The sequence below is a fragment of the Aquimarina sp. U1-2 genome (genome assembly GCF_017897595.1).
Taxonomy (GTDB): domain Bacteria; phylum Bacteroidota; class Bacteroidia; order Flavobacteriales; family Flavobacteriaceae; genus Aquimarina.
In genome coordinates, this window is sequence record NZ_JAGKIK010000016.1 from 84,559 (window position 1) to 93,384 (window position 8,826).

Annotated in this window: 4 protein-coding genes; 2 read left to right on the top strand and 2 right to left on the bottom strand. The window is 37.6% G+C overall.

All coding sequences use genetic code 11. The features are described 5' to 3' along the window. Nucleotides 1-158: 158 nt before the first annotated feature. Together J8281_RS16660 and J8281_RS16665 are read right to left on the bottom strand one after the other, a co-directional pair. On the bottom strand, nt 159-1,409 hold the full coding sequence (locus J8281_RS16660) for an ammonium transporter (RefSeq protein ID WP_210198787.1): 1,251 nt from the start codon (nt 1,407-1,409) through the stop codon (nt 159-161). A 62-nt stretch (nt 1,410-1,471) separates the two neighbouring features. After that, nucleotides 1,472-1,810: a P-II family nitrogen regulator gene (locus tag J8281_RS16665; protein ID WP_210198788.1), complete on the bottom strand. Its 339-nt coding sequence runs from the start codon at nt 1,808-1,810 to the stop codon at nt 1,472-1,474. 448 nt (nt 1,811-2,258) lie between these two features. Here J8281_RS16665 and gltB point away from each other — a divergent pair, with 448 nt between their 5' ends. Together gltB and J8281_RS16675 are read left to right on the top strand one after the other, a co-directional pair. Further along, nucleotides 2,259-6,758 carry a glutamate synthase large subunit gene (gene gltB, locus J8281_RS16670; protein WP_246849144.1) on the top strand — a complete coding sequence of 1,500 codons (4,500 nt, stop codon included), beginning with the start codon at nt 2,259-2,261 and terminating at the stop codon, nt 6,756-6,758. Between the two features lie 456 nt (nt 6,759-7,214). Continuing rightward, entirely contained in the window at nt 7,215-8,678 is a 1,464-nt protein-coding gene (locus tag J8281_RS16675; RefSeq protein WP_210198789.1) for a glutamate synthase subunit beta, read from the top strand. The last annotated feature ends 148 nt before the right edge of the window (nt 8,679-8,826 follow it).

Consider the following 8,826-nt stretch of genomic DNA (forward strand, 5'->3'; position numbering starts at 1 on the left):
TAAAGAAGCTGTTTGAAAAGTTTTTCGAAGATAGTTTGGGATGTAACTTTTTGAACAGCTTCTTTTTATATTCATTTTGGTAGTAGATAGTTATAATAAGAAATAGGGAGATAATAACAATACACCTCCCCATTCAATGGTCAAACACTATTCAAGTCTTAGTGTTGGTTAAGTCTAAAATCAGGGTAAGCATCCATACCGTGTTCATGATTATCAAGTCCATCAATTTCTTCTTTTTCAGAAACTCGAATTCCGACGGTTTTCTTGAGGGTGTATATAATAATAAAGGAAGTAGTAAGGCAAAATCCTCCCACAATCAACACGCTAATCCCCTGAACTAAAAATTGATCAAATCCGGCTTTTGCACCAAAGATACCCACTGCTAAGGTTCCCCATATTCCACATATTAAGTGCACAGCTATAGCACCAACGGGATCATCTAGTTTTAATTCGTCTATAAGGGCGACACCAAACACAATAATGAGGCCTGCAAATAGACCTATCATTACTGCTTCGTTAGGTGACATTAAGTCTGCTCCTGCGGTAATACCTACCAAGCCTCCTAAAATTCCATTTAAAAACATGGTTAGATCATAGTTTTTGTACAGTACAGTAGACAATATAAATGCACCTACTCCACCTGCTGCTGCTGCTAGACAAGTGGTTACAAGTACAAGAGATGTTCCTGCCGGATCTGCAGACAGTACAGATCCACCGTTAAATCCAAACCAACCTAACCATAGGATAAGTACTCCTGCGGCTGCTAGCGGAATATTATGTCCCGGAATAGCTTGTGGTTTACCATCCGGACTAAATTTCCCTATTCGAGACCCTAGTAATGTTACAGCCACCAAAGCTGCCCATCCACCTACAGAGTGTACCAAAGTTGAACCTGCAAAGTCATAAAATCCTTCAGCTTTTCCTATAGACAAAGAAGAAAGAAAACCACTTCCCCACTGCCAAGAACCTACTATTGGATATACTAAACCAACATAAACGATGGTAAAAATCATAAATGCACCTAATTTTATTCTTTCAGCTACGGCTCCAGATACTATTGTAGCTGCCGTAGCGGCAAACATACCTTGAAATAAGAAATCAGTCCACCAAGTATACCCTCCATCTGCATATTCGGGAGTCATTCCATTTTCTGGTGCGGCAATACCGAAACCAGCGAATTTCAAAAATCCAAGGTCGCCTTCTTCAAACCCAGGATACATAAGATTGAACCCACCTAAGTAGTACATTAGAAGTCCTACACAGATGATAAATACATTTTTAAATAATATGTTTATCGTGTTTTTTTGACGAGTTAATCCTATTTCTAAAAAAGAAAATCCTAAATGCATGAAGAATACAAGTGCAGTACACATCATCATCCATACATTATTTGTAGTTAAAAGTTCCATTGTTTAATTACTGTTAAATTAGTTTATATTTCTAGTGAGTTATATAGCTGTGCAATAGAGAATTAGCTCAGTGTTTCTTTCCCTTTTTCCCCTGTACGTATGCGGTAAGCTTCTTTAATGTCAGATACAAATATTTTTCCATCTCCTACTTCGCCTGTCTTCCCGGCTTCTAGGATAGCAGCTATAGCAACTTCTTCAAAATCATCGTTAACAACAATAGAAAGATATCGTCTTTGAATGTCTGTTGTACTATAAGAAATACCACGGTAAACACTACCTTTTTGTTCGTGCCCTACACCGGTTACATCCCAATAAGAGAAAAACATAACTCCTTTGTCATGTAGTGCTTCTTTTACAGCTCGGTATTTTGACCTTCTGATTACGGCTTCTATTTTTTTCATAAAGAATAAAAGTTAAAATTAATGTTAAATTTTGATCAAAAATATGTGAAATTATATTTTACTTCCAAATTTTATAGGGTAATCACGTAATTTTTATCAATTTTAGATATTTAACCCTCAAAAAATTAGGGGTAATCAATTTTTAGTAATAAAACTGTTTATATGATATCTTTAAAAATGCCAATTTTTCAACGAAATCGTTGTAGTGGTTATTTATCAATAATTATTAATGGCGAATCCTAATGATTTCACATTAAGAACCTCCCAATTAGTTATAAAAGCGCATTAGTAGATTCGTAATTAAAGGTTGTTATTTTGTGATTTTCTTATTGATATATCCCTTTTTTTGATGAGCTCAGAAAAGTGATTACTAATGTTTCGCTTTATTTTATTCTTCCTTAATGATTTGTTAATTTTCTAGTCTTGAACACGTTTAAGTCAGAAAAATATGATGGAGAAACAGGGAATGTATTTACCAGAATTCGAGCATGATGCATGCGGTGCCGGATTTATATGTAGTCTAGAAGGGAAAAAATCGAATGATATCATTCATAAAGCACTCGAAATTTTAGAAAAGCTAGAACATAGAGGTGCAGTAAGTGCAGATGGAAAAACGGGAGATGGTGCTGGGATATTAATTGACATTCCGCATGATTTTTTTGTAAAACATTGCGATTTTGAAGTTCCGTCAGCAGGATCATATGCTGTGAGTAATGTTTTCTTACCTAAAAAAGAGAATCAAAGACAGTTTTGTATTAAAACTTTTGAAAAAAATATTGCAGATCAGGGTTTAGCTCTTTTAGGATGGCGAGATGTTCCCGTAGATCATATTCATCTTGGTGAAATTGCAGTAACTACAGAACCTTATATTAAACAAATATTTGTAGGTAAAGCGAATCCGGATCAAAGCTATTTCGATTTTAATCTCAAATTGTTTATTGCCAGAAAGGTAACTGAGCATGCCATATACAATTCTAAACTTTCTGAAAATAGATTTTTCTATGTGCCTAGTTTATCTACCAAAACCCTGATTTTTAAAGGGCTTTTAATGCCAGAAGATATTAAATTGTACTATACAGATTTGATGGATCCTATGGTTGTTACCAAATTAGCGCTTGTACATCAACGCTTTTCTACCAATACTTTTCCTACTTGGGATCTGGCTCAACCGTTTCGATATATGTGTCATAATGGTGAAATCAATACGTTGAGAGGAAATGTTACTCGTATGCGTTCAAGAGAAGAATTATTAGAAAGCGATTGGTTTGGAGATGATATAAAAAATATTCTTCCTGTAGTACTAAAAGGAAAATCAGACTCAGCCTCTATGGATATGGTGGTTGAGTTATTAGTAATGACAGGACGATCATTACCCGAGGTTATGATGATGATGGTTCCCGAAGCTTGGGAAAAAAATCCTGAAATGTCTGATGCCAAAAAAGCATTCTACGAGTTTAACTCTTGTGCCATAGAGCCGTGGGATGGCCCGGCTTCTATTCCTTTTACAGATGGCAATTATATAGGGGCTGTATTAGATAGAAATGGTTTGCGACCTTCTCGATACACAGTAACCAAAGATGGCTACGTTATCATGTCTTCAGAAACCGGAGTTGTTGATATTGCTCCTGAAAACGTGGCGTATCACGGCAGATTAGAACCGGGCAAAATGTTTCTCGTAAATATGCAAGAGGGGCGAATCGTAAATGATGAAGAAATTAAGGAGGAGATTGCCTCAAAGCATCCCTATAGAAAATGGTTACAAGAGCATATGGTGCATTTAAGAGATATTCCATATAACGATTGCCCCTTATTTTTAGGCGAAGAAACAGTGGCAATGCGCAAAGAAGTATTTGGATATACCCAAGAAGATATCGATACAATTATTTCACCAATGGGACAATTGGGAAAAGAGCCCATTGGCTCTATGGGGTCTGACACCCCGATAGCGATTCTTTCAGAACGCCCACAGTTGATCTATAATTACTTCAAACAATTGTTTGCTCAAGTAACCAACCCTCCGTTAGATGGTATTAGAGAAGAGTTGATCTGTGATATTAGTTTAACATTAGGATCAGATTATAATATATTCGATGTTCACCCTAAACATTGTAATAAATTAAAAATTCAAAATCCGGTAATTTCTAAAGAAGATTTAGACAAGATCAAAACGTATGCCGATAAGGGATTCAAATCGACTTCGGTATCTATGTTGTACAACGTTAATCGGGGATTAAATGGTTTAGAAGATGCTTTAGAAAAACTGCTAAAAGATGCTTTTAAGGCAATTGAGCAAGGTACAAACATCGTCATTCTTTCTGATAGAAATGTTAGCAAGCATAGGGCTCCTATTCCGGCATTACTCGCATGCTCTTATGTGAATAGTGGGTTGCAAAAACTTGGAAAGCGTTCTAATGTGAGTATCATTATTGAGTCGGCAGAACCTCGAGAAGTACATCATTTTGCGTTATTATTTGGTTACGGAGCGAGTGCTATTAATCCGTATATGGTTAATGAAATCATTGCAGAACAAATAGAAGATGATAATATTACTGATCTTACTGTCGAAGAAGCGATTTATAATTACAATAAGGCTGTAGGTAAAGGCGTGCTCAAAGTGATGAATAAGATAGGAATATCAACATTAAATTCTTACAGAAGTTCACAACTATTCGAGTGCATCGGTATTAATACCCAGGTGGTAGAGCGGTATTTTCCTCATACGGCTACTCGTATTCAAGGGATTGGACTTTACGAAATAGAAAAAGAAATATCAAAACGACATAAAAAAGCATATGTAGAAAGAGCAGTTGACGCAAGTTTGGATCTTGAAATTGGCGGACAGTATAGATGGCGACGAAATGGAGAAAAGCATCAGTTTCACCCTTTAACGGTAGCTAAACTTCAAAAATCTGTACGAGATAACGATCCTAAGACTTATAAAGAATATGCTTCATTAATTAATGAACAATCTAAAGCATTAATGACCATTCGAGGATTATTAGAGTTTTCAAACTATGATCCTATTCCGCTGGATGAGGTAGAACCATGGACAGAAATAGTAAAACGGTTTAAAACGGGTGCGATGTCTTATGGGTCTATAAGTAAAGAAGCTCATGAAAATTTAGCCATTGCCATGAACCGAATAGGGGGGAAGAGCAATTCTGGGGAAGGAGGAGAAAACCCTCTTAGATTTTACAAGGATGTGAATGGTGACTGGAAAAACAGCGCTATTAAACAAGTAGCTTCAGGAAGATTTGGGGTGTCTTCAAATTATTTGACCAATGCAGCAGAAATTCAGATAAAAATGGCTCAGGGTGCCAAACCTGGAGAAGGAGGTCAACTCCCTGGACCCAAAGTGAATCCTGAAATCGCAAAAACGCGAAACTCCACACCTTACGTTGGTCTGATTTCTCCTCCACCACATCACGATATCTATTCTATCGAAGATTTATCGCAATTAATTTATGATTTAAAATCAGCAAATAGAGATGCGCGTATCAATGTAAAGTTGGTTTCTGAAGTTGGAGTAGGTACAGTAGCTGCGGGAGTTGCCAAAGCTAAAGCCGATGTGATTTTAATATCCGGATTTGATGGCGGAACGGGTGCATCTCCTTTAACATCATTAAAACATGCAGGATTACCTTGGGAACTCGGTATAGCCGAAGCACAGCAAACCTTGGTGGGGAATAATCTTCGAAATCGAGTAGTAGTTGAATGTGACGGCCAATTAAAGACAGGGCGAGATGTTGCTGTAGCCTGTTTATTGGGAGCAGAAGAATTTGGTTTTGCCACAGCGCCATTAGTAGCTTCTGGATGCATCATGATGCGTGTTTGTCATTTAAACACCTGTCCGGTAGGAATTGCAACTCAAAATCCCGAACTGCGTAAAAAATTTAAAGGAAAGCCCGAGCATGTTGTAAACTACATGTATTTCGTAGCTCAGGAACTAAGAGAAATTATGGCGCAACTTGGTTTTAGAACAATTAATGAAATGGTAGGGCAAGTACAAAAGCTGGATCACAATAAGGCAATCGAGCATTATAAAGCTGCCGGCGTAGATCTCACTCCAATCTTACATAAAATCGAAGTTGCCGAAGGTACGGCGGTTCATCATACCACAACCCAGGATCACGGATTAAGTAAGTCTATAGATTTCGAAATTATTGAACAGGCACATCCCGCGTTATTCCGTAAAGAGAAAACAACATTAGATTTTGATATTAGCAATACAGATAGAGCTGTTGGAGCCATTTTGAGTAACGAAATTTCCAAAATTTATGGGGCTCAAGGGTTGCCAGAGAATACATTAAAGTTAAATTTTACGGGAGCTGCAGGGCAAAGCTTTGGGGCTTTTGCTACCAGGGGATTAACAATGGTGGTCAATGGTACTACCAACGATTATTTGGGCAAGGGGCTTTCTGGAGCCAAATTGATTATTAAAGTTCCTGATGAGGCTACTATAACCCCCGAAGAAAATATCATTACCGGTAATGTAACGTTATACGGTGCGACTGCCGGAGAAATATATATCAACGGAAAGGCGGGAGAACGTTTTTGCGTACGAAACTCAGGAGCAAAAGCAGTAGTCGAGGGAGTAGGGGATCATGGATGCGAATATATGACTGGTGGTATTGCCGTAATTTTAGGAGAGGTAGGTAGAAACTTTGGAGCAGGTATGTCTGGAGGTATTGCATACATTTATGATAAGAAGCAAACTTTTGAAGCACATTGTAATAAAGAAGCATTAAATCTTGATCCTGTTATTGAACAAAAGGATATTGACGAGTTGAAAGGATTAATTGAAAATCATTACAACGCAACTCTTAGTCCGTTAGCGCAAAAAATACTAGAAAATTGGGAAAACGAACTTTCAAAATTCGTTAAAGTACTGCCAGAAGAATATAAACAGGCATTAAAAAGATTAGAAGAAGAACGTGTTGAATTATGAATTATGAATGATGAATTCAGAACAACGAATGAAAAATGTAAAAGTATATCAGTTTTGGGCACCAGGCATACAGTAAAAAAGAAAGTATTTAAAGTAGAGGTTACTAATTGAAATATTCCCTCCTTGAGGAGGGTTAGGGAGGTGTTTTTTAATTCAGAGTTCAGAATTCAGAATGACGAATGTAAAATGTAAAAGTCAAAATGATAAATGTAAAAGATGTCAGTTTTGGGCACCAGGCATATAGTAAAAAAGAAAGTATTTAAAGTAGAGGTTACTAATTGAAACATTCCCTCCTTGAGGAGGGTTAGGGAGGTGTTTTTTAATTTAGAATTCAGAATGTAAAATGTAAAAGTAATAAGTAAGCTCCTTCTTCCTTAGGAAAAAGATTGAAATAAGAGTAAAAATTGCATAAAGAAATTCTCAATACTTTGTACTCAACACTAAACTTAAAACAACATGGGAAAGATCACTGGGTTTTTAGAATTTGAAAGAGAAATAGAATCCTATCAGGCGGTTAAAGATCGAATAAAAGATTATAAAGAATTTACAGTCGAAATGCCTGAGAAAAAACTTAAAAATCAGGGAGCAAGATGTATGGATTGCGGAATTCCGTTTTGCCATAGTGGTTGTCCGCTGGGTAATTTGATACCCGATTTTAATGATGCCGTGTATCGAGGTAAATGGGAAAAAGCTGCAGTTATCTTACATGCGACTAATAATTTTCCTGAATTTACAGGTAGGCTTTGTCCAGCACCTTGTGAAGAAGCTTGTGTGCTGGGTATCAATGAAGATCCTGTCACAATTGAGAATATCGAAAAGAATATCGTAGAGCAAGCATTTAAAAACGGATGGATAAAAGCAATGCCTCCCAAAGATAGAACCGGAAAAACTGTTGCTGTTATTGGATCTGGTCCAGCCGGTCTAGCCACGGCACAACAATTAAACCGTGCGGGTCATTTGGTTACTGTTTTTGAACGGGATGAAAAAGTAGGAGGGTTATTGCGGTATGGTATTCCGGATTTTAAGATGGAAAAAAATGTTATCGATCGGCGTGTTTCAGTTTTAGAAGAAGAAGGAATTATATTCAAAACAGGAGTGCACATTGGTAAAGACATTGAAGCAGATCAAATTAAGGCAGAATTTGATGCCGTAGTGTTATGTACGGGAGCAACCGTAAAACGTACTTTGCCTGTCAAAGGTTCAGATTTGAAAGGAGTAGTACAAGCCATGGATTTTCTACCACAAAATAATAGAAGAGTTGCCGGCATGACGGATTTAGGAGAAGAAATTCTGGCTACCAATAAAGATGTCATAGTAATCGGGGGAGGAGATACGGGATCAGACTGTATTGGTACTTCGGTTCGTCAGGGAGCAACGTCTGTTACGAATTTTGAAATTATGAATAAGGGAACTACTGATCGGCCTGCTCACCAGCCCTGGCCGTTTTGGCCAATGCGATTGCGCACAAGTTCATCACACCAAGAGGGAGTAAAGCGTAACTGGAGTATCTCTACCAAAGAGTTTTTGGGAGATAAACAGGGCAATTTAAAAGGTCTAATTACTTCAGAGGTAGAATGGGTCAAAGAAAATGGTCGTTTTACATTGCAAGAGATTGCCGGTACCGAAAGAGAGTGGAAATGTGAACTAGCATTATTGGCTCTTGGATTTACCGGATCAGAACCTACCATAGCCCAACAACTTGGAGTTCAAATGGATAATAGAACCAATATCAAGGCGACCGAAGATACCTATGCAACCAATATAAAAGGTGTTTTTGCTGCCGGCGATACACGTCGAGGACAATCATTGATCGTCTGGGCCATAGCCGAAGGTAGACAGGCAGCCTATCACGTAGATACCTACTTAATGGGAACTTCTAATCTTCCGTTGAAAGGTGACGGGGATTTACCAAGAATTTGATCGCAGCAGGATATACACGTAAGTTGTAGTAGCCACTACTTGATCTGACAGTTGTTACTTATCCGACATCATGCCTTTGCGCTAAATTTATTTCTTTCTCAACTACCTCTTGATTTATGGAGGCAGTTTGTGAAAGAAATAAATTTTC

Coding starts and splice junctions, on each gene's coding strand:
- J8281_RS16660 (WP_210198787.1), bottom strand. CDS start 1,409: ATGGAACTTTTAACTACAAATAATGTATGGATGATGATGTGTACTGCA.
- J8281_RS16665 (WP_210198788.1), bottom strand. CDS start 1,810: ATGAAAAAAATAGAAGCCGTAATCAGAAGGTCAAAATACCGAGCTGTA.
- gltB (WP_246849144.1), top strand. CDS start 2,259: ATGATGGAGAAACAGGGAATGTATTTACCAGAATTCGAGCATGATGCA.
- J8281_RS16675 (WP_210198789.1), top strand. CDS start 7,215: ATGGGAAAGATCACTGGGTTTTTAGAATTTGAAAGAGAAATAGAATCC.